We start from the raw sequence: 23,726 nt of genomic DNA on the forward strand, positions 1-23,726 counted from the left end.
TGCACCTTAGGGTCGCAAGGACTCCGCCCGGGCGGGGGGTCGGGTGTTGGAAATGGCGTTGGCGAACAAAAAATTTCTTCCGGCCGCCGAGGAGCGCAGGCGCTTCCAGCGGGTGAAGGTGCACCTGCTCGGCCGCTACATGCTGCCGGACCGCCGGGAATTCCCCTGCCAGGTGATCAACATGTCGCCGGGCGGCCTCGCTTTGCTCGCCCCCGGCATCGGCAATGTCGGCGACCGCGTGGTCGCCTATCTCGACCATATCGGCCGCGTCGAGGGCAAGATCACCCGGATCATCGACAACGGCTTCGCCATGACCATCGGTGCGACGCCGCGCAAGCGCGACAAGCTCGCCGCGCAGCTGACCTGGCTGGCCAACCGCGACATCCTCAATCTGCCGGAGGACCGCCGCCACGACCGCATCGTGCCGCGCAACCCGATCGCGGTGCTGACGCTCGAGGACGGCACCAAGATGACCTGCCGCATCATCGACCTCTCGCTGTCGGGCGCGGCCATCGCTGCCGAGAACCGGCCGCCGCTGAAATCGACGGTTCTGCTCGGCCGGGTCCAGGGCCGCGTGGTCCGAAACCTCGAGGACGGCTTCGCGCTCGAGTTCATGCACGAGCAGCCGGCGGAGACACTCGAAGAGAGCGTTACCGCGCGGTAAAGCGCAAGGACGCGAAAACCTCCATATTTCCAGGCTCGAAGGCGGCTTCCGCGATGCGGACGCCGCCTTTTTCATGTCCCGCGGTGAATGGCCAGCGGTTAACGGAGGGGCCGCAGATGAGCGCAAACAACGCTCCTCCCAGCGTTTCCGCGTTAATAGGAAAAATTTGAATCAATTGCAGTCATATCCAATTTTACGCGAATTCTATTCAAGTATAGATCGAATTCGCCGCGCCTTTTACTTGCATTCGTCTCGACTTGACTTGGTCGACTTAGCGGCAACTCAAAAGCTCCGTGCGAATTGTGGTCCCAACAAGAAACGGGGGCCGCAATGTTTGACTTCAGGGGACGGGGGAAGGGACTGGCGCTGGCCGCCATGCTCTTCGGGATCAGCGCGGCAGCGCAGGCCGGCGAAGGCCGTCTGCTCTACGCGAGCCTCGGCGACACCACGCGTGCGCCGATCGGCTGGGTCGAGTTCTGCGCGGACAATGCTGCCCAGTGCCAGGGCGCACCGCTGCAGCCGCGCGACATCGTGATGTCGCAGGCCGCATGGCGCGACCTCGTCAAGGTCAATCGCTGGGTCAACGAGACCGTCAAGCCTCTGACCGACCAGGAGCACTGGGGCGTGATCGAGAAGTGGTCGCTGCCGTCAGACGGTTACGGCGACTGTGAAGACTACGTGCTGTTGAAGCGCAAGATGCTGATGGATGCCGGCTGGCCGCGCCAGGCCCTGCTCATCACCGTGGTGCGCGACAAGAAAGGCGAAGGCCACGCGGTGCTGACGGTGAAGACCGACAAGGGCGAGTTCATTCTCGACAATCAGAACGAGAACGTCCTCGCCTGGACGGAGACCGGCTACCGCTTCGTCAAGCGCCAGTCGCAGAGCGATCCCAACGTCTGGGTCTCGCTGGGCGATACCAAGCCTGCGGTCTCCACCGCCAGCGCCAAAGATTAGTAGGAACGAGAGACAACAGGTTACGCGACCCGGTCACATCCCCACCCCTCCCCGTCCCAGACCGGTTCGCGCGCGCCCAGCCATCCCCCAATGGCTGGGCGCAACTTTTTGGGAAAGCGCGATCAGCTCTGCTCGCCTTGGCGCGACCAAGGCACGCGTGCGGCGGCAAAATCCCGCCAGCTATCCTGCAAGCCCTGCTGCATGCCGATCGATGCCCGCGCCTGCCAGCCGGCGATCGCGGCCGCCGCAATGGCGCTGTCGCGATCGTCAGCGCCGAGCCCATCGAGCAACGAGGCCGTCACCGCCATGTCATTGAAGACGCCGAGCTCCTCCTGCAAGCCGGCGAGCCGGCGTGCGAATTTTCGTGCGGACTTGCGATCCTCGTAGAGCGGCAGCAGGAACTCGCTGAGATAGCGCAGCCGCTTGGTGGCGAGCCGCACGCGGTGCAGTTCGTCGACCGTCAGCGATTTGAAGCGGCGGCCGCGCTTGAGCACCTTCGCGTGCTGTTCCGATAGGACGCGCTGCGCGAAATTGAGGGCGGGCTCGGCGAGCCGGCCGAGATCTTCGGGCGCGACGCCGTTGCGCCAGCCGCGCGTCTCGATCCAACCGCCAAGACCGATCAGGAAGAGCGCGCAACGGCGATCATCGAGCGCGTGGCGGGCGCTGCGATAGGCTTCCGCCTGACGCTGAGCCGCGGCCCGCCCAAGCGCATCGAAACCCGCGACCGACGGACAGGCTTTTGCGATCGCCGGCAAGGTGGCGAGCTGGAACACGTCCCAGTCGCGCGCGGCGGACAGGCCTTGCGCCAGCCATTTGGCCTCCGAACGCAGCGCCTCGAGATTGCTGAGCGCGCCGACCGAACGCATCAGGTCGAGCGCGGATCGCAGCCGGCGCAGCGAGACGCGCAGCTGATGCACGCCTTCCGGATTGCGGCCGTCCTCGGCCGCCGGCAGCGATTGCAGCAGGTGAAGGAAGCAGGTGCGCAGGATGGTCGCGAAGGCTTCGTCGAGCGTCACGGAGGGATCGAGGCGAAGCTTGCGCGGCCGGCGTGCCGACGGCGGCAGGTCCGCGGCAAGATCGAAGCCGCGCGCCGACTTGCTGCGGATGGACGGCTTCACCGTTCCGTGCTCCGCAAGGCGCAGAGCGATCTCGTAGATCGCGCTCGTGCTGCCGCTCTTCAGCTCCAGCTCGATCTCGCTGACAGGAAGCGACCGGTCGCCGGCCGTCAGCTCGCCGCGGTCGCAGGCGACCTCGACCGTGCCGGACGGCAGGTCGATGATGCGCGTGTGCCGATGCACATCGGCCGTGAACACCGCTTCGAGCGGCTGCGCTTTGAGTCGCTCGCGAAGCTTCTCCGGAATGAACGGCATCGCCAAAGCGAGATCGGGCGCAAGCGAAGGCACGCTTGCTTCCCATTCGCCGCGACGCAACGGATCGTCCGCAACCTCGGTCTTCACGGTCTGCACGAAACGCGTGCCGCTCTGGCGGACGCGCAAGCTCAGGCCGGCGCGACGAAGCGCCCGCTCGGGCGTGTCGTAGTAGACGGACTTGAGACGTTTGCGCGTGCCCTTGTTGCGTGCGTTCGCCGCGATCACGGGCGCTGCGCCGAAATGCGCCATGCGATCGGCACCAACGAGCAGCTTGAGCTCGATTTCGGCGGCGGGAGATGCGGGCTGGGTCGGGCTCGGCGCGGGCGTCACGTCCTGCCATGGCGTCTGCTCAATGGCAGCGCGCTCCTCGACCGTCGCGGGTTCCACGCTGACGTCCTCGCGTTGCCCCGGGAAGCCGGTAAGGATCTGCGTTCTCTTGGTGTTCCCAACAGCAGGATTGGCTTCCGGTGCGCCCGGAGTCTTGCGAGCCGGCGCAGCATCTGACTTTAGCATTTGCGGTAACATGACAGTTCAATGACAGGCGACAGGGATATAGCCTGTACAGCCTGCGAGGAATAGTCACATCAGATCGGCGCGCATCATGATTCACATGTAGCTCGCCAGGTAAAAGCTGCAGCCGCCGGCCCAAGCCCCCTACGACACGCCGAGAGATGCCGCTCATTCTGCCGCTTCAAGATTGGCCGGCTTTTCAGCCTCGCCGAGCGGGGAAACCGCCGGGCCGTTGAGCGCGGTGCCATCGGGTGCAAACTGCGATCCGTGACATGGGCAGTCCCAGCACTGTTCGAGTGAGTTCCAGTGCACGACGCAGCCCAAATGGGTGCAGCTCGCCGAATGCAAATGCAAATGTCCGCTTCGGTCCCGGCACGCCGCGATCTTCTTCAGGCCGCTTCGGAAGAGGCGCCCCTCGCCGGGCCGCAGTTGTTCAGCGCTCGCGATTTCACTTGCGGTGAGATACTCCGCGAAATTCTTGATAGGGGTGATGTTCTCGCTGATGAACTCGCCGATGTTCCTTTGAATCTTCCGTGACGGAGCGTAGACGTCCTCCCAGTGACTGGCGCCGCTGGTGATGAGATCCGCGATCAGCATGCCCGCCACGAGCCCGTTGGTGATCCCCTGCCCGGAGTCGCCGCTGACAACGAATACATGCTCCTCGTCGGGGCTGCGGCCGATGAAGCCGGCGAAATCGACCGGCTCCAGCACCTGACCCGACCACCGATGGGTGACCTCGCGCAAATCCGGCAATCGCTCGCGCGCCCAGCGCTCAAGCGCGTCAAGGCGCTGTGCGCCATCATTCGCCTCACCCGACTTGTGATCTTCGCCGCCGATGATCACGATGTCCTCGTCGGCAGATAACGGGTGGAGGCGGACATAATGATAAGGATCGAGCGTGTCCCAATAGAGCGCATCCTCCACGGCGCCGGCCGCAATCTTCGCGGCGAGTGCATAAGTGCGGTAAGGCGCCTGCTTGGTGTGGATCGCCACCTGAACATTGACGGGCGAGTTGGTCGCAACCACCACGTCGGCGGCGTGAACCTCGTAGCCTGAGGCGGTGGTGACGACCATGCTACCCTGGCGTTGCTGGATGCTCTCGACGCAGGTGTCAGCATAGAGCTGGGCGCCCCGGCGCTGCAGTGCGCTCGCCAGACCGGCGAGATATTTAGTCGGATGCAGGCGCGCCTGGCGCGGAAAGCGCAGCGAACGCGTCTGACCCCTGTCATGGAATGGTGTCGGATTAATGCAATTTTCGACAGGAATCTGCAGCTTGCGACAGCAATCCAATTCACTATCCAGCTCGGATGCGGACGTTCCGGATGCCAGTACCCAGTAGCCATCGACGCGCTTAAAACCGCAATCGATGTGCTCGGCGCCTTGGATGGCCTCGACGCGATCGATCGCGGCAGCGACGCTCTGATAGTAACGCCGCGCACAGTCAGGGCCGCGGACTCGCGCGAGCGCATCGTAACCATCATCAAGTGCGGTCGCCAGATGCGCCGTGGTGCGCGCCGTCATCCCGCTGCCGATGCGGCCGCGATCGATGACTGCAACCGAACGTCCATGGCAAGCAAGTTCATATGCGACCGAAAGCCCGGCTATTCCGGAGCCGACCACGGCAACGTCCACGCCGACCGTGCGCGACAGCACCGGAGCTTCGGCGACAGATACGTCCATCCAGAGGGACCGCGTGTGCTCATCCCGTACATTCATGGCGCTACTCCTCGGAAGAACAAACGATGCAGCAGAATGACGGTTCCTATGTGCGCTATCGGACGAAACGCCGATGAGATGGCCGCATTCATTAGGAACCTTCATCGTGCTCGCGCTTGAACCGGCATGAAAAGTCCATCACCGGGGATGCGCAGGGCGCTGCGCCAGGCGCGATTGTACGGGCACCTGCTCGTCCGCAACGACAGGCTGTATCACCCGGGCGGCAATCATCCGATCTGCTCGATACAGCTTGCACGAGAGATGGTCAGGTCAGGATGGATGACCAAGCACGACGGCGAATACGAGATCACGGCAGAGGGGCAGCTTGCCGCCGAAAGCGAAATCGGTCGCTGAGGAGCCGATGCGGCACCGTCCAATTCCCGGCCGGGAGTCGGGCCTGTTGACTGATCCGGCGATTACATCATTGACTAGCGGCACGGTCCTCACAAAGAGCTGCCATGCCCTGGTTCCGTCCCGTTATCGCGTTGTCGAGAGGCCTCGAGGTCCTGCGCATCATCAACCAGGAACGGCAATCGACCGTAGGCTCGCTGCATAAGGCGACGGGCCTCAACAAGGCAACAATCGTCCGCATGCTCGAAACGCTGGAGCATGAAGGATATGTGGTGCGACGCGCCGAGCCGCCCAGCTATGCCCCGACCGGACGGGCGCTCCTGCTCAGCGCCGGCTACGACGAACCCAATTGGATCGGCGGTATCGCCGAACCGATGCTCAACAAGTTTCGCCAACAGATTCAGTGGCCCTCGGACGTGGCCGTGCTCGACGAGGAATCCATGGTGATCGCGCATACGACCCGGATCGGCGGTTCGCTGCTCTTCTACCGTCCGCCGGGTTTTCGCTTTCCCGTGCTGGGCACCTCGATGGGGCGCGCCTATTTGGCGTTTTGCGAACCGGCCGAGCAGGAGCGCATCGCGGCGCGCCTTGCCCTCAGCCCGGAGCCCTGGAACGACCTCGCCCGCAATCCCGCCAAACTCACCAAGGTGCTGCGCGCGATCCGGAAAGCCGGATTCGCAGTGATGGACGAGAGCTACAGCCGCCGCATCTTCGGCGGCGCCGTCTGGGCGATCGGCGTTCCCGTCGCTGTTCCGAACCGCCTGTTCGCAAGCATGAACGTGATGATGCTGCGCGAGGCCGTCAGCACCGAGGAAGGTCTCAGGCGCTTCGTGCCTCAGATGAAGAAAGTCGCCTCCGCACTGGCCGAGACGCTCAGCGCCAGGCTTGCTGCGGCCGGCCCGTCCGCGGCCGCCAAGAGCTAGCCATTTCACACAATGAAATGTTGTTTCTATTTGACTCTGCTCGTGTGACATCTCTGCCCGGCGGCCAAAGGGCGCCCAAAGACGCAACAAAACGGGAGGGGCAAGTGAGGACATTCGTCGCAATGCTGGGCGCTGCGATTGCAGGCCTGGTGCTGGCCACGGCTGATGGGGCTGCGGCCGAAGCCTGGCCGACCAAAGCAATCAAAATCGTCGTGTCGACGCCCGCCGGCGGCATCACCGATGCGTTCGCCCGCGCCTATGGCGATTACATCTCTCAGAAGCTCGGACAGCCGGTCGTCGTCGAAAACAAGACGGGAGCGAGCGGCGCGCTGGCAGCCCAATCGGTCAAGGATTCGCCGGCGGACGGCCATACGCTGATGTACACGATCTCGTCCACGCTGCTCGGAAACCGGCTGCTGCTGAAGTCGCTCGCCTACGATCCGGACAAGGATTTCACGATCGTCGCGATGACGCCATCGGGTCATCTGCCGCTGGTCGTCCATTCCGCCACCGGTGCAAAGTCCATCGAAAATTTCGTCGCCTATGCGCGCCGCAACAAGGTCACGGCCGGCTCGTATGGGATCGGTTCGTTCGCGCACATCGCGATCGCCGAGCTCAATCGCCAATACGGCCTCGACATCTCCATCGTGCATTACCGCGGCGAAGCGCCGATGTGGCAGGACTTGGCGGCCGGCGTCATCCAGGCCGCGACCGGCAGCTACCAAGCCGCGCTTCCGGTCCTTGATACCGGCGTCGGCCGCGCGATCGCTGTTCCGTCACTGGTTCGCATGAAGAAGCTGCCGGACACCAAGACGTTCACCGAGCAGGGGGTCACCGGCAAGGTCTTCCAGTTGACCAGCTTCACGACCCTGGTGGCGCCCGCTGCGACGCCGACCGACCGGATCGAGCTGCTCGCCAAGCTGATGGTCGAAGGCGGCAAGACCGAGCGTGTCCAGAAGCTGCTGGAGGCCTTCGGGGTCGATGCGCCGGCAATGGACCGCGCATCCTCGGTCGCCCTCTACGAAAAAGAAGGGCCGGTCTGGCTGGAGTCGATCAAGAATCTCGGATTGGAGCCACAATAGCGTCCGGACCCGCCGATCCCGTGCGCTGGCGACGCCCTTCTCACGCCCCCAGCACGTCCGCCAGCCGCAATTCATCGGCGGCGGGATCCTTCAGGAACAGCTCCGCCTCGATCTCGTTCAGGTGCGACAGCATCAAGGCGCCGGCGCGCGCCTTGTCGCGCTTGCGGATCGCGGCGGCGATCCCGGCATGATGATCGGTGCCGCACGCGGGCGTGTCGTGACGGCGGTAGAGCAGGATGATGAGCGAGGAGCGCGCGATCAGCTCCTTCAGGAAGCCGAGATAGATGCTGTGGCCACTCATCTCGGCGACGAGACGATGAAACTCGCCGGAGAGCCGCACCGAGGCGCGGGCATCGCCGCGCAACTCGGCCTCGCGTTCTTCCGTGAGATGGTGCTGCAGGCGATCGAGCCAGGCCGGCGAAACCGCGTCAATGGCGCGGTCCACGATGCTGGGCTCGATCAGGCGCCGCGCCTCGAACACCTCGCGGGCATCAGCCGGCGTCGGGCGCGCAACGAAAGCGCCGCGATTCTTCTCGATATTGACGATGCCCTCATGCGCAAGCTGCTGCAGCGCTGAGCGCACCAGCGTCCGGCTTGCGCCGTAGATGTCGCCGATCTCGTCCTCCCCGAGCTTGGTGCCGGGCAGCAGGCGATGCTCGAGGATCGCGGCAGTCACACCCTCCCGGATACGGCTGACGCGATCGCTCGCGTCTGGCGCATCGGGTTTCTGGCGGGACTTGGCGGCCATGATTGTGAGGCTCGATCGACGAACGTTCGGCCTGCAATGTTAGTCGACGAGCTGTATCCAATCACAGGCGAAACTTTATACAATCTTCGCCCGTTTTGTGTGCAGCTGGCTGCACGGGTGACGGCCCGACATTGGGCCGGAATCGATCTAACGATCTGACTCCGCTGCACAGTTTCTGAAATTCGCATCGTCGCGGGCTGTTGGCACGGACCTTGCGGAGAGAGGCGGGACGCAACGCCCCTCCTCGGACACGCCATGGCCATTCCCGCCGCTCTCGAACTGGTCGCCGTCACCAAGCGCTACGACGCCACGCTGGCCGTTGACAACGTCAACCTGAAGATCCCGGCCGGCACCTATTGCTGCCTGCTCGGCCCCTCCGGCTGCGGCAAGACCTCGACGCTGCGCATGATCGCAGGTCACGAGGCGGTCAGCGAAGGCGACATCATCCTCGGCGCGCAGAACGTCACCGACCTCGAGCCCGCCAAGCGCGGCACCGCGATGATGTTCCAGTCCTACGCTCTGTTTCCGCACCTCTCCGTGCTCGACAACGTCGCCTTCGCCCTGAAGATGCGCGGCATCGACAAGCCGACGCGGCACAAGCGCGCCGGCGAATTGCTCGAGCTGGTCGCGATGAGCCAATATGCAGGCCGTCTTCCGGCGCAGCTCTCCGGCGGCCAGCAGCAGCGCGTCGCGCTCGCGCGCGCGCTGATCACCGAGCCGCAGATCCTCCTGCTCGACGAGCCGCTCTCGGCGCTCGATCCGTTCCTGCGCGTCAAGATGCGCGGCGAGCTGAAGCGGCTGCAGCGCGAGCTCGGCATCAGCTTCATCCAGGTTACCCACGGCCAGGAAGAGGCGATGGCCCTCGCCGACCACATCGTGGTGATGAACCACGGCAGGATCGAGCAGCAGGGCACGGCGCGCGACATCTTCCATCGTCCCCGCACCGAATTCGTGGCCCGATTCATCGGCGGACACAACGTGCTCAGCGACGCCGGCAATCTCATCGCCGTTCGCGCCGATCAGCTCGGCATCGTGCCGTTCGTCGACGGCGCCTTCGGCGCGCCGGCGCTGCTGACCCAGACCGAGTACCAGGGCTCCTACATCGCCGTCTCGCTCACGCTCGACGACGGCACCGCCCTTTTCTCCCACGTTCCCGAGGCCGCCTTCGACGTGCATCCGTTCCGCCCGGGCGATCGCGTGCTGGCGACCTGGGATCCCGCCAAGGCGCAACGCCTGCAATAGCACCCTTCACCACGGAATGCGCAACACAGAGGAGTGAGCGAAATGACCGAGACGACCAGGAAGACCGGCGTCAGCCGCCGCACGCTATTGAAGGGCACCGCGGGTCTCGCCGGCCTCGCCGCCGGCTCCGGCGCGATCACCGGCTTTCCTTACGTGAAGTCGGCCGATGCGAAGGTGCTGCGCTATCTCGGCACGGCCGTGAACGAGGGCGACGACATCGCCAAGCAATGCCTGAAGGACACTGGTATCAAGATCGAATACATCACCGCAACCACGGACGACGTCACCAAGCGCGTGATGACCCAGCCGAATTCCTTCGACGTGCTTGATACCGAATATTTCTCGCTGAAGAAGCTGGTGCCGTCGGGCAACATCCTTGCGCTCGACGCCAAGAAGATCAAGGAGTTCGGCAACATCACGCCCGTCTTCACCAAGGGCGAGACGCCCGGCGGCAAGAAGATCGGCGGCCAGGGCACCGCGCCCTGGAAGGTGCTCTATCTCGAAGGCAAGGACTCCAAGAAGTTCGCGACGTCGGCGACCGAATTCGTCACGCTGATCCCGACCGTCTACAACGCCGACACGCTCGGCATCCGCCCCGACCTGATCAAGCGTCCGATCACCACCTGGGCCGAGCTGCTCAACCCCGAGTTCAAGGGCAAGGCCTCGATCCTCAACATCCCCTCGATCGGCATCATGGATGCCGCGATGGTCGTGGAAGCCTCCGGCAAGTACAAATATGCCGACAAGGGCAACATGACCAAGGAAGAGATCGATCTCACCATGAAGGTGATGACCGAGGCCAAGAAGGCCGGCCAGTTCCGCGCCTTCTGGAAAGACTTCAACGAGAGCGTCAACCTGATGGCCTCGGGCGAGACCGTGATTCAGTCGATGTGGTCGCCGGCGGTCACCAAGGTGCGCTCGATGGGCATCCCCTGCACCTTCCAGCCGCTGAAGGAAGGCTACCGGTCCTGGGCTTCCGGCTTCTGCGTGTCGAAGGGCGTCTCGGGTGCCAAGCTCGAATGGGCCTATGAATTCGTGAACTGGTTCCTGTCGGGCTTTGCCGGCGCCTATCTCAACCGCCAGGGCTATTACTCCGCCGTGCTCTCCACTGCGAAGGCGCACATGGAGCCCTACGAATGGGCCTACTGGATGGAAGGCAAACCGGCCGAGAAGGACATCAAGGCGCCCGACGGCTCGCTGCTTGAAAAGGCCGGCGCGGTGCGTGACGGCGGCTCCTACGAGGATCGCATGGGCGGGGTCGCGTGCTGGAACGCCGTGATGGACGAGAACGACTACATGGTCCGCAAGTGGAACGAGTTCATCGCGGCGTAACGGACATGTCGGAAGAGGTCCTGCAACAGGCAGCCCCGGGCTTGATCCCGGGGTCGGGCACAGCGCGCGCCGCAAAGCCGACGCGCCTGTCGCCGTCCTTCATCTCCTGGCTCCAGGCCGGGCCGATGATGCTGGTGTTTCTCGCGTTCTTCCTCATTCCGCTCGTCTTCGTCGTCATCGTCTCGTTCTGGGACTACAACGAATACCAGCTGCTGCCGGCTTTCTCCGGCCGCGGCTACACCGACACGTTCGAAGGCTGCATTGCGCAGCTCCCTGAGCTCTGCACCATCGCCAAGACCTATCTGAAGACGCTGAAACTCTGCTTCCTGGTCTGGGCCATCACCCTCTTCATCGGCTTCTGGGTCGCCTACTTCCTCGCCTTCCACGTCAAGTCCAAGACCTGGCAGATGGGCTTGTCGCTGCTCTGCACGATCCCGTTCTGGACCTCCAACGTGATCCGCATGATCGCCTGGATCCCGCTGCTCGGGCGCAACGGCCTGGTGAACACCGGCCTGATGAAGACGGGGCTGATCAACCATCCGATCGAATGGCTGCTGTTCTCCGAGTTCTCCGTGGTGCTGGCACTGGTGCACCTCTTCACCTTCTTCATGGTGGTGCCGATCTTCAACTCGATGGTGCGCATCGACAAGTCGCTGATCGAGGCCGCTTATGACGCCGGCGCCAGCGGTTTCCAGACCCTCGTCAACGTCATCATTCCGCTGGCCAAGCCCGGCATCGTGATCGGCTCGATCTTCGTCATCACCATCGTGATGGGCGACTTCATCACCATCGGCGTGATGGGCGGCCAGCAGATCGCCGCCGCCGGCAAGATCATCGAGACGCGGGTCAACGCGCTGCAATTCCCCGCCGCCGCGGCCAATGCCGTGATCCTCCTCGCAATCACCTTCCTGATCATCACCATGATGTCGCGCATCGTCGACATCAAGAAGGAGCTCTAGAGCATGAAGGAAGGACGCCCGCGCTCGTTCTACGTGCTCGCGATCTTCTTCGCGGCCTATGTGCTGTTTCTCTATGGGCCGATGATCGCGATCTACGTGCTGTCGTTCCAGGGGCCGCAGGGCGGCCTCACCTTCCCGATGAACGGCGTATCGACCTTCTGGATCGCAAAATTGTTCCAGGGCACCGGCATCGTCGATCTCGGTGCCGCCTTCCGCCGCTCGCTGCTGCTCGGCATCGTCGTGATGATCGTCACCGTCGTGCTGTCGGTCGCCGCCGGCATGGCGTTCCGACGCAAGTTCCAGGCGCAGAGCATCCTGTTCTACTCGGCGATCGCCAGCCTCATCGTGCCTTCGATCATCACCTCGCTCGGCATCTCGCTCGAGTTCCGCATCATCGACGACCTGATCAAGGCGCATTGGAACGAGAATTTCGAGACCTCGATGGGCCTGCTCACGTCCGGGCTGGGCGCGCACCTGACCTGGACACTGCCATTCGGGCTGCTCATCATGTTCGCGATCTTCAACCGCTTCGACCCGCGGCTGGAAGAAGCCGCGCGCGATCTCGGCGCGACACCGTGGCAGACGTTCCGCCATGTCGTGCTGCCGATCATCCTGCCCTCGGTGATCGGCATCGGCCTGTTCGGCTTCACGCTGTCCTGGGACGAGCTCGCACGCTCGAGCCAGGCGATCGGCGCCGTGAACACGTTGCCGCTGGATCTTCAAGGCCTCACCACCACCGTGACCAACCCCGACATCTACGCGCTCGGCACCGTGATCTCGGCGGTCTCGTTCACGGTCATCACGCTTGCGCTCGGCACCATTCACGTGCTCAACAAGCGGCAGGCGGCCAAGGGCTCGGACGCCGGCAAGGGACTCGTCTGAGATAAGGACTCGTCTGTTCTGATGCGGCTTCACGTCGTCAATCCCAACACAACCGCGTCGATGACGGCGAAGATCGCCGCTGCCGCGCGCAGCGTTGCCCTCGCGGGCACCGTGATCGATGCGCGTCAGCCGGCGATGGGCCCGGTCTCGATCGAGGGGTTTTACGACGAAGCTTTCGCGGTGCCCGGCATGCTCGGCTGCATCCGCGAGGCCGATCGCGACGGCGCGGACGCACACATCATCGCCTGCTTCGACGACACCGGCCTGGATGCCGCGCGTGCCGCCGCCAAGGCGCCGGTGATCGGCATCGGCGAGGCCGGCTTCCACCTCGCGAGCCTGATCGCGGCGCGCTTTGCCGTGGTGACCACGCTCGGCGTCTCCATCGTGCCGCTCGAGCACAATCTGCGGAAGTACGGCCTGGCCGAACGCTGCGCCCGCGTCCGTGCCGCCGAGGTCCCGGTGCTGGCGCTGGAAGAGCGCAACATTGATGCGCTCGGCAAGATCTCGGCGGAGATCACCGCCGCCGTCCGTGACGACCGGGCAGAAGCGATCGTGCTCGGCTGCGCCGGCATGGCCGATCTCGCAGGCGAGCTCGCCGCCGCGCACGGCCTGCCCGTGATCGACGGCGTCGCGGCCGCGGTGACGCTGGCGGAATCACTGGTGCGACTTGGACTGAAGACCTCCCGGCTCGGGCCCTATGCGGCACCGCGCGCAAAGAGCTATTCCGGGCCGTTCTCGCAATTTCAGCCTTGATCCCTGCCCCCTGCGCGGCGCTCCCGGGCTGCAAGAGCCGCTGATCACTGGTTTTTTGCCGCTCAGCCTCTTTTTGGTCCCATTCCTTGCCGAAACGTAAGGCTTTCGGGACGCCCCGGTGACCCCTCTGGGTTGCCGGTCTTCGCCACTCACCAAGTTTCAATTTGGGTTTTGTCAGCGATGATCGATCTCGTCCAGGACAGGCCGTCCAACACCCTCCTTCGCCTTGGCGCCCAGCCGATCGCGCTGACTGCTGCAGCCCTCCTGCTGCTGATCGCGGGCGTGACGTCGATCGCAATCTGGCGGGCCTATACCGGCGCCGCCCCCGAGAGCGACCGGGTGGTGGCCTCGCGGCAGCTTCAGGCCCGCACCGCCCAGGCCTCCGAGCAGCTGGTCGAGAAGACCAAGGGGCTGGAGGCGACCCAGCAGGAATCGATCGACCAGCTCCAGGTGGTGCAGGACCAGCTTCAGACGATGAAGCGGCTGCTGGCGGCGCAACAGGCCGACACCAAGCGCCTGTCGGAGCAGGTTACGGCCTTGAACGAATCCATCGACGGCTTGCGGCAGTCCTTTGCCAGCGCACGGGCGACTGAGGTCGAGACTCCATCGGTTACCCGCAGGAAACCGGCGCGGCACCGCCACGCCAGCGCACGCAAGCGCTCGGGCGGCTGAGCCGGGCACGGTGCGGGAACTTTATTTTCGCCACTTGTGAACTGGATCACATTCGCCGGTATGATTCCGCGCGATGCTCGCCGTTACCGGATGGCGTGAGCCGATTTCAATATCCGGGGCTGGCAAGGTCGTTGACGGTATACTGCGTCAACGACCTTGTTTTTTAACAGCTATTTCGCCTCACTCGCAGACGTCGACTTGGCGGTAACGCCATCCCGACGGGGTCATGACGCGCTTGCGCACGACGTAGCAGCCGCCATAGCCATCGTTGTAGGCAGGGCCATAGTCGTCGGGGACGGCGTAATAGGGATAGCCGTAATAGCCGCCGTACAGGCCGGCGCCGGCGAGACCCACCCCGATCCCGATCCCCGGCCAGAAGCCGCCGCCATGCCAATGACGGTGCCCCCAGCCATGGAAGCCGCCACCATGGAAGCCACCGCCGTGAAAGCCTCCACCACGTCCGAAACCGCCGCCCGCCTCGGCCTTTTGTGGCGCCGACAGCCCGACCGCCGCCACGGCCAGCGCCGTCATCATCATCCTGCGTAACATCACTCGATCCTCCGCGTGGAGTTGCTCCACGCTTCAAAGCAGGACCAAGCTACCGTCAGTCGGTCATTCGTGACAGCCACACTGTCTCACTTCCGCGCGAGCATCGGCAGCTCGCGGCAGATGCGAGCTGTCGCCGGCCGCTATGCCGCCGCTGCCGGCCGTTCGGTCCGATCCTCGACCATGGTTACGAACATGTGGGACTCCTCACCGGCGCCCCCCACCTGGATGCGGCGGGCGCAGATGACGCGGCGCCCGCGGACGGGATTGTCGATGGTATCGATGATCGGCTCGAGCTGCTGCCGCTGTGCGAGCAACTGCTGGTCGCGCCGCTCGATCAATTCGGCAGCCTCCACGGAGAACAATTCCCGCGCCGTCTTGCCGATGATCTCGCCGCGCGACATGCCGATCATCTTCTCGGCGGCCTTGTTGACAAAGACGTAGCGCAGATTGCGCGCGTCCTTGGCGATGATGCCCTCGGCCACGTTCTCGATGATAGTGGCGAGAAAGCGCTCCATCCGTTCGAGAATGCGTTCGCGGTGGCGCTGTTCCGTGACGTCCTCCTGCACCGACACCCAGCCGCCGCCGTCCATCGGGCGCTCGTAGATCTTGATGATGCGGCCGTCGTTCAGCGCGATCTCGTACGACGTCGGCTGGCGTTTGGCGATGCGGTCGAGCACCGCCGCGACGTATTTCGTGACGTCGCCGCTGAACAATCCGCTCTCGACCCTGTGCTGGAGGATCTCCTCGAGACTCGACCCGGTCTGGATCGTCTCAGGCAGATTGTAGATCCTGCGGTAATTGGCGTTCATCGCGACCACATTGGCCTTGCCGTCGAGCATGATCAGCCCCTGCGGCATGTTGTTGATCGCTGCCGAAAGCTGCCACTTCTTGGCCTGGTACTTGTCGTTGAACTTGTCGCGCTCGGTCATCGCCGCGTCGCGCGCCTGCGCAGTGCCGAGCTCGAGCTCCTCGAGCTCGAAGATGCGCGCCACCGCGTCACGGAAATTCTGCACCGCGCGCGCAAGGCGCCCGATCTCGTCGTGACGGCGCAGATGCGGCACCTCGCTCTTGACGTCGCCCTGCGCGATCCGGTCGGTCGCCTGCGTGATATCGGCGAGCGCGCCGATCACCGAGTTCCGCATGACGACGACGTTCAACGCCGCGAGCATCAGCGCCACGAGCCCCAGCGCGAACAGATAGGCGGCTGCGTAGCGGTGGCTGTCGGCGAGTTCGTCCGCCTCGCGGGCGCGCTGTTCGTAGATGCGCTCGAGCGCTTCGAGATCGCTGTTGAGCTTGCTGCGCAGGGTGCGATTGGCGTCGTTGTCGCCCCACTCGCGGGCCGCGGCCGGGCTGATCTCGACGCCGCGGCGCACCAGCTCCTGGCGGAAGTCGATGAATTGCTGGATGCGCTGGCGGAAGGAAGAGAACAGCTCGGCGTCGTCGTCGCCCACCGTGCGCTCCATGCTCTTCACGGCCTCGGCGAGCTCGCGGTTGCGCCGCACCAGCCCGTCCGCGAACTGCTTCATCGCGGCACGATCGGCGGACATGTAGATGCCGCGCGATTCCATCACGACGGCGTAGATCAGGGCGTTGATGCGCCCGACGCCGACCGCCGCGTCGGCGGAGGTGGCATGCAGGTGGCGATACGTCGTCTGCAGGCGCACTGACTGGACCGACATGACCAGCAGGAAAGTGGTGACGATCGCCAGGAAGGCGGCGATGCTGTAGACCTTCTCCGCGACCGTCAGCGTGTCGGCGCCGCAGCGCCGCAGCTCCCATGGCGCCGCTCCTCCTGGTTGAAAACGCTGGATGATAAGCGTGATCGCGCTAGCAGAGGATTAAGGCGTCAGGCTGTATTTTTACGGTATGGAGCCGTGGCACGGCTGAGGCGAAGCGCGGCCGGGCGGGCCGGTCAGCCGATCCGCTTCAAGCCCTGCTTGAAGCGCGGACCGTTGGCCACGTAGAACCGGGCCGCGCTCCCCATCTTCTGCACCTGGGCGTCGTCGAGGGTGCGGATCACGCGCGCGGGCGAGCCGATGATCAGCGAGCGCTCGGGGAACTCCTTGCCCTCGGTGATGACGGAGCCGGCACCGACGATGCTGTTGCGGCCGATCTTTGCCCCGTTCATCACGATCGAGCCCATGCCGATCAGCGCGCCCTCCTCGATGGTGCAGCCGTGCAGGATGACGTTGTGGCCGACCGTGCAATTCCTGCCGATGACAAGCGGAAAGCCGAGATCGGTGTGGCAGGTCGAGCCGTCCTGCACGTTGGCGCCCTCGCCGACCTCGATCCACTCATTGTCGCCGCGCAGCACCGCGCCGAACCAGACGCTCGCGCCCGGCTTCAAGCGCACCCGGCCGATCACGGTCGCGGTCTCGGCGATGAAATAATTGCCGTCGGCGGGAAGGTCGGGCGCCTGCCCGTCGAGCTCGTAGATGGCCATTGGCTGTCTCCTGTCGCGTTGACGATTGGCATAGCCAAACGGCAGCCGCGACGCAAAGGGCCGGCCGCGCTCGAGGCACTTCGGATCAGACCAGAAGGCCGGCGGCGCGCAGCGTCATCAGGAAGAAGGTGCCGCTCATCATGCTCCAAAAGGCAGCGATGACGGTCGCCATCATCACGAATTCCATGCGGCGGCTTTCCACCCGCACGCCGCGCAGCGTGTTGCGCATGATGATGAAGGGCGCGGCGAACACCAGGAAGGGAACTGCCGCGAAGGTTTTCGGGGCCACGCCGTCCTGCAGCAGGCCGAAGCCGGCTGGCCGCTGCGCCAGCGCCTGGTATCCGTTCACGAGCGCGCCCGCGAGCGCGAAACCGATGCCGATCGAGAAGAAGGTGTTGAGAGCTTCAGGTGTCATCGGAAGTGCTCCGCCCTTACACAACGCGCGTGCCTTCCTGTGACAAACAGAGCCCGTTAACGCTACATTATCCTTAAGGAAAGGTTAACGCGGCCGGCCGTCCCATGCAGGGGCCGTCCCGATCCAAGCGGCCGGGAACGCTGCGCGAAAGCGCCGTCGCATGGCATATTCGCGGCTGATTCGTCGGCCATCGGCCGACCTCCGGTCGACCTCGCACAATTCATGGCATTGTTCTCGGCAGCTCCCCTCAGGTCCCCCCGCACGCGCACCCGGGCGCATGTCGTGCCGATCGTGCTCGGCGGCGCGGCGGCGGTCGCAGCTGTCGCGCTCGTCGCCTATCTGCTGTGGCCGACCTGGGGCAGCCGGGGCGCGAACGCGCCGGACAAGCTGCCGGTGAGCGTCGGCGGCACGTTGTTCAACCTGCCGGTGACCGCGATCCGGATGAAGATCCAGCGGCACTCGGGGCCGCAGGAGCGCATCGATCTCGACTTCCTCTATCCCTCGCTGGAGCCGCCCGGCGCGCCCAAGCACGTCACCTCCGACACGGCGGAAGCGGCGCTGCAGTCGATCGACCGCATCTTCCTGTCGATCGCAGCCCATCACGATGCGCTCTCGCCCGAGCAGCGCACGGCCACGATCTATCCGCGCTATCTCGACCAGGCCGCGGCAAGCCCTGCGGACGGCCTGACGATGCGGATGTTCCGCACCGACACGCCCTACGGCAGCGAGGACCTCTATTCGGCTGCGAGCCCCGCGCTCACCGCGCGCTGCACGCGCGATGCCGCCACCCCCGGCATGTGCCTCGCCGAGCGCCGCATCGGCGGCGCCGACCTCACCTTCCGCTTTCCACGAAGCTGGCTGTCGCAATGGCGCGAGGTGGCGGAGGCGATGGAGAGGCTGACCGCGCAGCTGCGCGGGCCGCGGAGCTGAGCGGGGGCAGCTGGAGTCTCCAAAATAGAAAAGTCGAAAACAACCCCATGCACAGTAGCCAAGCGTGGGCAGCATCGACTCGTTTCGTTTTTTTCGAATAGCGATTGACCTGTCGGGGCAAAACAGGGCATGATGGCCGCGTTGATGTGTGACTAATGTCACTGATCATAGATTGCGTTTGGCCATCCTGCGAATAATCTGACGCTATTGCATTCGGGGGCTGGAATGCGGCTTCGGCTGTTTGTTTTGTTGATTTTTGCGATGTGGGTCGGACCGGCGCTGGCCGAGAAGCGCGTCGCGCTCGTCATGGGCAACTCGGCCTACAAGAACGTGGCGCGGCTGACGAACCCCGCGAACGATGCCGCCCTGGTCGGCGGCATGTTCAGGAAGGCCGGGTTCGACACCATCGACATCAAGCTCGACCTCAGCGCCGCCGACATGCGCAGGTCGTTGCGCGAATTTGCGGGCCGGACGCGCGATGCCGACGTCGCCGTCATCTACTATGCGGGACACGGCATCGAGCTGGACGGAACCAACTATTTGATCCCCACTGATGCCGCACTCGAAACGGACGGCGACGTGCTGGACGAGACCGTCGCACTCGACCGCGCACTCTTTGCCGTCGAGCCGGCCAAGCAACTGCGGCTCGTCATTCTGGATGCCTGCCGGGACAATCCTTTCGCCAAGACGATGAAGCGGACGGTCGCGTCCCGCGCGATCGGCCGCGGCCTTGCCAAGGTCGAGCCGACCAGCCCAAACACTATGATTGCCTTCGCCGCGAAAGCAGGCTCGACGGCGTCCGATGGCGACTCCAAGAACAGCCCGTTCGCGGCGGCTCTCGTCGAACGCCTGCCAACGCCCGGGCTCGATCTGCGCAAGGCGTTCGGCTTCGTGCGCGACGACGTGCTCAAGAATACCGGCTATAAGCAGGAGCCATTTGTGTACGGCTCGCTCGGCGGTGACGACGTGGCCCTGGTTCCGGCCAAGCCGGCCGCGACCGGGCCTCAAGCCAACCCTGATAGCGACATCCGGCGCGACTATGAATTGGCGCTCCAGCTCGGCACGCGCGACGTCTGGACCGCATTCCTCAATCGTTATCCGAGCGGCTTCTATACCGACCTCGCCAAGGCTCAACTCAACCGGATCTCCGCCGAAGACGCCCGCGCTGCAGCGGCCGAGAAGGCGCGGGCGGCGGAGGAGGAGAAGGCAAAGCTTGCCGCCGAACGGGCCAAGAAGGCCGAGCAGGAGAAAGCCGCTGCAGCGGCCAAGGCTGCCGAAGACGCTCGGATCGCCGCGGAGAAGGCCAAGCAGATCGAAGAGGCCAAGGCGGCCGCCGCCGAGCAGCGCAGGAAAGATGCAGAAGCAGCCGCCAAGGCGCTGGCCGACAAGCAGGCTGCCGAGAAGGCGCTGGCCGAAAAGATCGCCAGCGAAAAGGCAGCGGCTGAGCTAGCCGCCAAAGAGAAGGCTCAGCGTGACGCTGAGCAGAAGGTCGCGGCCTTGGCCCCTGCTCAATCGGCGCCGAGTCTGTCGCCGCAGGAGACGGCCAAACTCGTGCACTCAGAACTGCGCCGCGTCGGATGCCTCGCGAGCAATGCGGACGGCGACTGGAATGCGACCTCCCAGCGTTCGCTCAGCCTCTTCAACAAATATGCCGGCACGAAGTTCGACGCCAAATTCGCGAGCTTCGAGGCGCTCGATGCGATCAAAGCCAAGCCGGGCCGGGTCTGCCCGCTGGTGTGCAATTACGGCTTCAAGGCGGACGGCGATACCTGCGTGAAGATCACCTGCCGCACGGGCTATCGCATCAATGACGACAATGAATGCGAGAAGATGCCCGACAAAAAGCCTGTGGCAACGCGCGAAGTCGGTAAATCGCGGGACGACGAGCGCAAGAAGGTTGAGGCCACGCCCTCGAAGCCTCAGGCCACGGGACAAATCTATTGCAGCAGCGCGGGCTGTCGTCCAGTCCGGCCGGGCTGCCGACTTGAGGCGGGGACAGGAATTGGAAGGACCAACAACATCGGTGCTGGTAACGCCGAAATCTGCAATTGAGCACGTAAAGCCCAGAATCCTTCCGCGGAAAATTTCCTGGATTGCTTCGCTTCGCTCGCAATGACGGGTGTTGAGAGAGCGCGCCTCGATCTCAATGCGTGCCCTGGACGCAGCGCAGCTGCTTCGACCGTGCGCTGCTGAGTTGGGGGCCATGCTGGAGAGATGGGGTGTGTGGCTTCTGGGTCCCGGCTCTGCACTGCAACGCCATAGCGAGTCGAAAGACGCGCGTAAACGCGCTTATGGAGCGTTGCAGTGCGTCCGGGACACGAGAGCGCCGCGCGGGAGCGAAGACTCGGCTTCGCTCGCGACGACGGCATGACAACAATTATTCCTGATCCACCAAATCGTCCTCGAGTATCGCCATCTGGAACTGGAACGAGCGATCATCGTCCTCGTCGTCGACGAAGAGCACACCGATGAATTCCTCGCCGATATAGACTTCGGCGGAATCGTCCTTCTTCGGCCGCGGCACGACGCGGATCTTGGGATTGCCGAATACGCGCTTCAGATACGCATCCAACTTTCTGACTTCTTTGACGTCCACGGCAAGTCTCCGATCGAAAATGGTCGGCGGGTTTTAGGACGAGATGCGGCGAACCGCCAGCACGAATTGTCAAAGAATTTGAGGACGAAAAGGGCCGGAAAATCCGGCCCTTCGCTGCATCAAGAGCCCTATCAGAGCCCCATGGCGTTGATCATCTGATCCATGGTGCGCGACGGCTCGGCGCAGCCGGCTTCGCCGACGATCTTGGCCGGAACGCCTGCAACCGTGACGTTGTGCGGCACCGGCTTGACGACGACCGAACCGGCGGCGATGCGCGCGCAATGGCCGATCTCGATGTTGCCGAGAATTTTCGCGCCGGCGCCGATCAGCACACCGTGGCGGATCTTGGGGTGACGATCCTCGTTCTCCTTGCCGGTACCGCCGAGCGTGACGCCGTGCAGGATCGAGACGTCGTCCTCGATCACAGCCGTCTCGCCGCAGACGAAGCCGGTGGCGTGGTCGAGGAAGATGCCGCGGCCGATGCGCGCGGCGGGATTGATGTCGGTCTGGAACACCGCCGAGGATCGGCTCTGAAGGTAATAGGCGAAATCCTTGCGGCCCCTCAGATAGAGCCAGTGCGCGAGGCGATGGGTCTGGATGGCATGAAAGCCCTTGAAGTAGAGCAAGGGATCGATGAAGCGCGAGGTCGCGGGATCGCGGTCGTAAACGGCAACGAGGTCGGCGCGGAAGGCGTTGCCGAGATCGGGGTCGTCGCGCAGCGCCTCGATATAGGCCTGGCGCACGAGGTCGCCCGACAGCGCGGAATGATCGAGCCGGTCGGCGACGCGGTGGACCACCGAATCCTCCAGCCGGCCGTGATGCAGCACCGCCGAATAGATGAAGGTCGCAAGCTCCGGCTCGCGGCGGACGATGTCCTCCGCTTCGCTGCGGATCCGGTCCCAGATCGGATCGAGCGATGCGAGCTTTCCTCCCGGATTGACCTGATGCACTGCCATGGGATCTGCTCTTTCGAATTGGCTGATTTTGTTGGCTCTATAGCACAGTCTAGGCGACAAAGTCCTGACGGGCTTGCCTGAGAGTGAACAGTGCCCTGCCTCGGAGATCAAGCCAAACCATTGATAAACAAGACTTTCTTCTGACGCCCCGAGCGGCAAGGTCGGCTCAAGGTGGTCAGAGTTTCGCCAAATTCAAGCCGGGCGGCGTCAAACTATTGGTGAATTCGCCTCCAACCGTTATTGCGGGCATGATCCGAGCGGGGGCAGAGCCGATTTGACCATCACCACCGATCAACTGCGCGCGCGCGCCGCGGGCTCTTTTTGGCTGCGGCTGGCCGCAATGGCCCTGCCCCTCCTGATGATCGCGCCGGCGGTCTGGAACGGCTATCCGCTGTTGCAATGGGATACCGGCGGCTATCTCGCGCGCTGGTACGAGGGCTATCTCGTCCCCAGCCGCTCCACGGTGTTCGGCCTCTATTTGCACTATGGCGAGGGTTTCGGCTTCTGGATCAACCTCGCCGCCCAGTCGCTGGCGACGCTATGGCTGCTGCAGCTCACTCTTCGCGTGTTGAGTTTGATGCAGACCTTCCGCTTCGTCGCAATCAGCCTCTCCCTGATGCTGTCGACCGCGCTGCCCTGGCTTGCGAGCATGCTGCTCACCGACATCTTTGCCGGGCTCGCGGTGCTGTCGCTGTTCCTCCTGGTGGTCGGCGCAAACCGCACCTCGGCGATCGAGAAGATCTCGCTGTTTGTCTTCACCGCCTTTGCCGCGGCGACCCACAGCGCCACGCTCGGCGTGCTGCTCGGACTGTGCGCCGCGGGCTGGATGGCGCGGCCGTTTCTGGGCGCGCGCCTGCCGCTGGCCGGACTACTGCAGGCGAGCCTCACCATCGTCGCGGGCGGCTTGATGCTGGTGTCGGCGAATTATGCGCTGTCCGGCAAGCTGGCCTGGACGCCCGGCGGCTACGGCGTCGCCTTCGGCCGCATGATGCAGGACGGCATCGTCGCGCAATATCTCAACGACCGTTGCCCGCGCGAACGTTACAAGCTTTGTCCCTACCGCAACGAGCTGCCGGCGAGCGCCGACGAATTCCTGTGGGGCAAGAGCGTGTTCAACACGCTCGGCCGTTTCGCAGGCATGAATGAGGAGATGGGCACCATCGTCGTGCAGTCGCTGAAGGATTATCCGAGCTGGCAGGCCGGCGCGGCGCTTCGCGCGATGGGACAGCAATTGCTGCACGTGGCGACCGGCGAAGGCACCAACGGCTGGATCCCGCACACCCGCGGCATCATCGAGCGCTACATCCCCGCGCAGGCCGCAGCCATGCGCGCGGCGCGGCAGCAGAACTGGGGTGTCAATTTCGATGTCGTGAACTGGCTGCATGTCCCGGTCGCGCTGGCCTCGATGCTGGCGCTGCTCGCGCTGCTCGGCCATGCGCTGGCAAGGCGCCGGCTGGACGATCTGACGCTGCTGGCTGGGACGGTGACGCTGGCGCTGCTCGGCAACGCCTTCATCTGCGGCGTGATCTCAGGGCCCCACGACCGCTACGGCGCGCGCATGGTGTGGGTCGCGACGTTCGTGGTGCTGCTGGCCGTGGGGCGGCGGCTGGGCGAGGACGGCAAAGCAGGATGAGATCGGGGTGAAGCCTCATCGCTCCCAATCTCCTGAGGGAGTGGAC

The 23,726-nt window shown here is 64.3% G+C and carries 23 protein-coding genes; 14 read left to right on the forward strand and 9 right to left on the reverse strand.

Features of this window, described 5'->3' with window-relative positions; genetic code table 11:
- Positions 1–52 precede the first annotated feature (52 nt).
- Positions 53–664, forward strand: a complete 612-nt coding sequence (locus I6F16_RS20210; RefSeq protein WP_026312634.1) for a PilZ domain-containing protein — start codon at positions 53–55, stop codon at positions 662–664.
- Positions 665–994: 330 nt separating this feature from the next.
- Positions 995–1,618: a transglutaminase-like cysteine peptidase gene (locus I6F16_RS20215; RefSeq protein WP_036029667.1), complete on the forward strand. Its 624-nt coding sequence runs from the start codon at positions 995–997 to the stop codon at positions 1,616–1,618.
- 122 nt (positions 1,619–1,740) lie between these two features.
- Here I6F16_RS20215 and I6F16_RS20220 read toward each other — a convergent pair whose 3' ends face one another.
- Both I6F16_RS20220 and I6F16_RS20225 read right to left on the reverse strand, forming a co-directional pair.
- Positions 1,741–3,501, reverse strand: a complete 1,761-nt coding sequence (locus tag I6F16_RS20220; RefSeq protein WP_225114707.1) for a CYTH and CHAD domain-containing protein — start codon at positions 3,499–3,501, stop codon at positions 1,741–1,743.
- A gap of 165 nt (positions 3,502–3,666) precedes the next feature.
- Positions 3,667–5,214, reverse strand: coding sequence for an FAD-dependent oxidoreductase (locus tag I6F16_RS20225; protein WP_225114708.1), 1,548 nt, complete (start codon positions 5,212–5,214; stop codon positions 3,667–3,669).
- A 147-nt stretch (positions 5,215–5,361) separates the two neighbouring features.
- Here I6F16_RS20225 and I6F16_RS20230 point away from each other — a divergent pair, with 147 nt between their 5' ends.
- The 3 genes from I6F16_RS20230 (at position 5,362) to I6F16_RS20240 (ending at position 7,570) form a co-directional block, all read left to right on the forward strand.
- Positions 5,362–5,568 (forward strand): hypothetical protein, encoded by a 207-nt coding sequence (locus I6F16_RS20230; RefSeq protein ID WP_225114709.1) that lies wholly within the window; start codon positions 5,362–5,364, stop codon positions 5,566–5,568.
- Between the two features lie 104 nt (positions 5,569–5,672).
- Positions 5,673–6,488 (forward strand): helix-turn-helix domain-containing protein, encoded by an 816-nt coding sequence (locus I6F16_RS20235; RefSeq protein WP_225114710.1) that lies wholly within the window; start codon positions 5,673–5,675, stop codon positions 6,486–6,488.
- Between the two features lie 104 nt (positions 6,489–6,592).
- Positions 6,593–7,570 (forward strand): tripartite tricarboxylate transporter substrate binding protein, encoded by a 978-nt coding sequence (locus I6F16_RS20240; protein WP_225114711.1) that lies wholly within the window; start codon positions 6,593–6,595, stop codon positions 7,568–7,570.
- 40 nt (positions 7,571–7,610) lie between these two features.
- On the opposite strand, the gene I6F16_RS20245 is transcribed toward I6F16_RS20240, so the two are convergent.
- Positions 7,611–8,318 carry a GntR family transcriptional regulator gene (locus I6F16_RS20245; RefSeq protein WP_225114712.1) on the reverse strand — a complete coding sequence of 236 codons (708 nt, stop codon included), beginning with the start codon at positions 8,316–8,318 and terminating at the stop codon, positions 7,611–7,613.
- A 255-nt stretch (positions 8,319–8,573) separates the two neighbouring features.
- Here I6F16_RS20245 and I6F16_RS20250 point away from each other — a divergent pair, with 255 nt between their 5' ends.
- The 6 genes from I6F16_RS20250 (at position 8,574) to I6F16_RS20275 (ending at position 14,158) form a co-directional block, all read left to right on the forward strand.
- On the forward strand, positions 8,574–9,560 hold the full coding sequence (locus I6F16_RS20250; RefSeq protein ID WP_036015276.1) for an ABC transporter ATP-binding protein: 987 nt from the start codon (positions 8,574–8,576) through the stop codon (positions 9,558–9,560).
- Positions 9,561–9,602: 42 nt separating this feature from the next.
- On the forward strand, positions 9,603–10,892 hold the full coding sequence (locus I6F16_RS20255) for a PotD/PotF family extracellular solute-binding protein (RefSeq protein WP_036029687.1): 1,290 nt from the start codon (positions 9,603–9,605) through the stop codon (positions 10,890–10,892).
- A gap of 5 nt (positions 10,893–10,897) precedes the next feature.
- Positions 10,898–11,851, forward strand: coding sequence for an ABC transporter permease (locus I6F16_RS20260; RefSeq protein ID WP_157280642.1), 954 nt, complete (start codon positions 10,898–10,900; stop codon positions 11,849–11,851).
- 3 nt (positions 11,852–11,854) lie between these two features.
- Entirely contained in the window at positions 11,855–12,733 is an 879-nt protein-coding gene (locus I6F16_RS20265; RefSeq protein ID WP_225114713.1) for an ABC transporter permease, read from the forward strand.
- Between the two features lie 21 nt (positions 12,734–12,754).
- Positions 12,755–13,486, forward strand: coding sequence for an aspartate/glutamate racemase family protein (locus I6F16_RS20270; protein ID WP_225114714.1), 732 nt, complete (start codon positions 12,755–12,757; stop codon positions 13,484–13,486).
- Between the two features lie 180 nt (positions 13,487–13,666).
- Positions 13,667–14,158: a hypothetical protein gene (locus tag I6F16_RS20275; protein ID WP_225114715.1), complete on the forward strand. Its 492-nt coding sequence runs from the start codon at positions 13,667–13,669 to the stop codon at positions 14,156–14,158.
- A gap of 180 nt (positions 14,159–14,338) precedes the next feature.
- Here the strand turns inward: I6F16_RS20275 and I6F16_RS20280 are convergent, their stop codons facing one another.
- From I6F16_RS20280 to I6F16_RS20295, 4 genes are all read right to left on the reverse strand, one after another.
- Entirely contained in the window at positions 14,339–14,707 is a 369-nt protein-coding gene (locus I6F16_RS20280) for a hypothetical protein (protein WP_036029699.1), read from the reverse strand.
- Between the two features lie 140 nt (positions 14,708–14,847).
- The gene (locus I6F16_RS20285) at positions 14,848–16,386 is read right to left on the reverse strand and encodes a PAS-domain containing protein (protein WP_225173962.1); all 1,539 of its coding nucleotides are present in this window, start codon (positions 16,384–16,386) and stop codon (positions 14,848–14,850) included.
- A gap of 233 nt (positions 16,387–16,619) precedes the next feature.
- On the reverse strand, positions 16,620–17,150 hold the full coding sequence (locus tag I6F16_RS20290; RefSeq protein ID WP_036044000.1) for a gamma carbonic anhydrase family protein: 531 nt from the start codon (positions 17,148–17,150) through the stop codon (positions 16,620–16,622).
- 85 nt (positions 17,151–17,235) lie between these two features.
- A complete protein-coding gene (locus tag I6F16_RS20295; RefSeq protein WP_036015295.1) occupies positions 17,236–17,565 on the reverse strand; it encodes a hypothetical protein in 330 nt (109 codons plus the stop codon).
- Between the two features lie 222 nt (positions 17,566–17,787).
- Between I6F16_RS20295 and I6F16_RS20300 the strand changes: the two genes are divergently transcribed.
- Both I6F16_RS20300 and I6F16_RS20305 read left to right on the forward strand, forming a co-directional pair.
- Complete coding sequence (locus tag I6F16_RS20300; RefSeq protein WP_225150483.1) at positions 17,788–18,495, forward strand: hypothetical protein; 708 nt, start codon at positions 17,788–17,790, stop codon at positions 18,493–18,495.
- Between the two features lie 225 nt (positions 18,496–18,720).
- Positions 18,721–20,547, forward strand: a complete 1,827-nt coding sequence (locus tag I6F16_RS20305; protein WP_225150484.1) for a caspase family protein — start codon at positions 18,721–18,723, stop codon at positions 20,545–20,547.
- 325 nt (positions 20,548–20,872) lie between these two features.
- Here the strand turns inward: I6F16_RS20305 and I6F16_RS20310 are convergent, their stop codons facing one another.
- Together I6F16_RS20310 and cysE are read right to left on the reverse strand one after the other, a co-directional pair.
- Positions 20,873–21,091 carry a DUF3126 family protein gene (locus tag I6F16_RS20310; RefSeq protein WP_007602550.1) on the reverse strand — a complete coding sequence of 73 codons (219 nt, stop codon included), beginning with the start codon at positions 21,089–21,091 and terminating at the stop codon, positions 20,873–20,875.
- A gap of 131 nt (positions 21,092–21,222) precedes the next feature.
- Positions 21,223–22,047 carry a serine O-acetyltransferase gene (cysE, locus tag I6F16_RS20315; protein WP_036015299.1) on the reverse strand — a complete coding sequence of 275 codons (825 nt, stop codon included), beginning with the start codon at positions 22,045–22,047 and terminating at the stop codon, positions 21,223–21,225.
- A gap of 274 nt (positions 22,048–22,321) precedes the next feature.
- Here cysE and I6F16_RS20320 point away from each other — a divergent pair, with 274 nt between their 5' ends.
- On the forward strand, positions 22,322–23,680 hold the full coding sequence (locus I6F16_RS20320; protein WP_225150485.1) for a hypothetical protein: 1,359 nt from the start codon (positions 22,322–22,324) through the stop codon (positions 23,678–23,680).
- Positions 23,681–23,726: the final 46 nt, after the last annotated feature.

Origin of the sequence: Bradyrhizobium sp. IC4060 (genome assembly GCF_020193715.1) — a bacterium.
Taxonomy (GTDB): domain Bacteria; phylum Pseudomonadota; class Alphaproteobacteria; order Rhizobiales; family Xanthobacteraceae; genus Bradyrhizobium; species Bradyrhizobium yuanmingense.

Excerpts from the sequence above, each read along its gene's own strand:
- I6F16_RS20235 (WP_225114710.1), top strand. The coding sequence starts at position 5,673 with ATGCCCTGGTTCCGTCCCGTTATCGCGTTGTCGAGAGGCCTCGAGGTC.
- I6F16_RS20280 (WP_036029699.1), bottom strand. The coding sequence starts at position 14,707 with ATGTTACGCAGGATGATGATGACGGCGCTGGCCGTGGCGGCGGTCGGG.
- I6F16_RS20210 (WP_026312634.1), top strand. The coding sequence starts at position 53 with ATGGCGTTGGCGAACAAAAAATTTCTTCCGGCCGCCGAGGAGCGCAGG.
- I6F16_RS20250 (WP_036015276.1), top strand. The coding sequence starts at position 8,574 with ATGGCCATTCCCGCCGCTCTCGAACTGGTCGCCGTCACCAAGCGCTAC.
- I6F16_RS20245 (WP_225114712.1), bottom strand. The coding sequence starts at position 8,318 with ATGGCCGCCAAGTCCCGCCAGAAACCCGATGCGCCAGACGCGAGCGAT.
- I6F16_RS20305 (WP_225150484.1), top strand. The coding sequence starts at position 18,721 with ATGCGGCTTCGGCTGTTTGTTTTGTTGATTTTTGCGATGTGGGTCGGA.
- I6F16_RS20255 (WP_036029687.1), top strand. The coding sequence starts at position 9,603 with ATGACCGAGACGACCAGGAAGACCGGCGTCAGCCGCCGCACGCTATTG.
- I6F16_RS20295 (WP_036015295.1), bottom strand. The coding sequence starts at position 17,565 with ATGACACCTGAAGCTCTCAACACCTTCTTCTCGATCGGCATCGGTTTC.
- I6F16_RS20215 (WP_036029667.1), top strand. The coding sequence starts at position 995 with ATGTTTGACTTCAGGGGACGGGGGAAGGGACTGGCGCTGGCCGCCATG.
- I6F16_RS20225 (WP_225114708.1), bottom strand. The coding sequence starts at position 5,214 with ATGAATGTACGGGATGAGCACACGCGGTCCCTCTGGATGGACGTATCT.
- cysE (WP_036015299.1), bottom strand. The coding sequence starts at position 22,047 with ATGGCAGTGCATCAGGTCAATCCGGGAGGAAAGCTCGCATCGCTCGAT.
- I6F16_RS20275 (WP_225114715.1), top strand. The coding sequence starts at position 13,667 with ATGATCGATCTCGTCCAGGACAGGCCGTCCAACACCCTCCTTCGCCTT.
- I6F16_RS20260 (WP_157280642.1), top strand. The coding sequence starts at position 10,898 with ATGTCGGAAGAGGTCCTGCAACAGGCAGCCCCGGGCTTGATCCCGGGG.
- I6F16_RS20290 (WP_036044000.1), bottom strand. The coding sequence starts at position 17,150 with ATGGCCATCTACGAGCTCGACGGGCAGGCGCCCGACCTTCCCGCCGAC.
- I6F16_RS20300 (WP_225150483.1), top strand. The coding sequence starts at position 17,788 with ATGGCATTGTTCTCGGCAGCTCCCCTCAGGTCCCCCCGCACGCGCACC.
- I6F16_RS20220 (WP_225114707.1), bottom strand. The coding sequence starts at position 3,501 with ATGCTAAAGTCAGATGCTGCGCCGGCTCGCAAGACTCCGGGCGCACCG.
- I6F16_RS20265 (WP_225114713.1), top strand. The coding sequence starts at position 11,855 with ATGAAGGAAGGACGCCCGCGCTCGTTCTACGTGCTCGCGATCTTCTTC.
- I6F16_RS20285 (WP_225173962.1), bottom strand. The coding sequence starts at position 16,386 with ATGTCGGTCCAGTCAGTGCGCCTGCAGACGACGTATCGCCACCTGCAT.
- I6F16_RS20230 (WP_225114709.1), top strand. The coding sequence starts at position 5,362 with ATGCGCAGGGCGCTGCGCCAGGCGCGATTGTACGGGCACCTGCTCGTC.
- I6F16_RS20270 (WP_225114714.1), top strand. The coding sequence starts at position 12,755 with ATGCGGCTTCACGTCGTCAATCCCAACACAACCGCGTCGATGACGGCG.